Source organism: Allobosea sp. 05T433 (assembly GCF_056396065.1).
This window is the reverse complement of sequence record NZ_JBFTKS010000104.1, coordinates 1-1,250: the sequence shown is the minus strand read 5'-3', so window position 1 is coordinate 1,250 and position 1,250 is coordinate 1. Positions and strand designations below refer to the sequence as shown.

At 66.6% G+C, this 1,250-nt stretch carries 1 protein-coding gene; it reads right to left on the bottom strand.

Annotated features, from left to right (window positions below):
- On the bottom strand, positions 1-1,250 hold a 1,250-nt coding region (locus AC1DGP_RS35215; protein ID WP_476833290.1), incomplete at its 5' end, for an IS1182 family transposase.

Here is a 1,250-nt window from a genome sequence, read left to right as displayed (position 1 = left end):
TCATCTTGAGGCTTTTGCAAGCTTCAGGAGGTTGTGAGCGGTACAGATCATTGCCCATTCGCCTCGGACCTGATCGAGACCGCGCAGGAGCAACTGCCGGAAGCCTCTGGCTTGCTTGATCTGCCCGAACACSGGCTCGACCACCTGCTTCCTGAGGCGGTAGCGGCTCCTGCGGCCAGCCCGCTTCAGCCGTGCGGCCATAGCGCTCATCAAGGGCATCTTCGTCAGTCTACGGCGCCCGACCGCGTTCCCCTCGCCGTGGCGCGCACGGCCTGGGGCGAGGTAGCCCGCAATCCCTCTCTCCTTCAACGCGGCCAGGTTCACCTCGCTGGCAAAGCCCGCATCGCCCGAGACCTCACGCGGCTTGCGCCCAAGATGGACGCGGACATCGTCGATGAGCGGCACGAGGGCGCGATAGTCGGCGGAGTTGGTCACCAACCGGTGGGCCACGATGATCTGATGGGCGGCATCGACCGCGATCTGGCCATTGTAGCCCTGCACGAACCCGTCGCGCGTGGGCAGGATGCGGCTGTCCTGGTCGGTGAWGTTGCGCTGCGCCCGGTCGGGCGGTCCACCGTCCTCGCTCCGCAACGCCCGGCCCTGCCAGCGCATGCCCGACGATGCGCCTGGTCCGCTCTCGTCCTCCGGATCCGGCGGATCGGCAGCCTCTGCCTCCAGCGTCTCCTTGGCAGCTCGGATCCTCTCCAGCCGACGCTGTTTGTCGGCCATCCAGTCCGGTGTCTCGTCCCCACGTCGGTCCGCGCCATGAACCTGATCCTCGGTCGCGTCGGTGTCGCGCGCCTGATCGAGCCATTGTGCRACCTCGGCGGCCAACGCAGGCTCCGTCGTCTTCATCCGCCCGTAGCTCATGGCCTTATGGCGCGAGGCGTTCGCCTTCAGTTTGGTCCCGTCGACCGCCACGTGTGCGAACTCGACCAAACCGGCCGCCCGGCACAGACGCAGCACCTGCACGAACAGGTCCGATAGGACCACGAGGTGGCGCTTGCGGAAGTCGGCGATGGTCCGGAAGTCCGGCCGGTTCAGGCCGGTCACTGCCATGACGTCGACCCGCTCCTCGCAGGCGCGGGCGAGCTGACGCGAAGAGTACAGGCCACGGCTGTAGCCATAGAGAAGCAGGGCCACCATCATGCCGGGATGGTAGGGCGGATAGCCGCGCTCCTCGGTGTAGCTGTCGATAATAGCCGAAAGGTCGAGCCCTTCGCGCACCGTGTCACGGACGAAATGCGCCA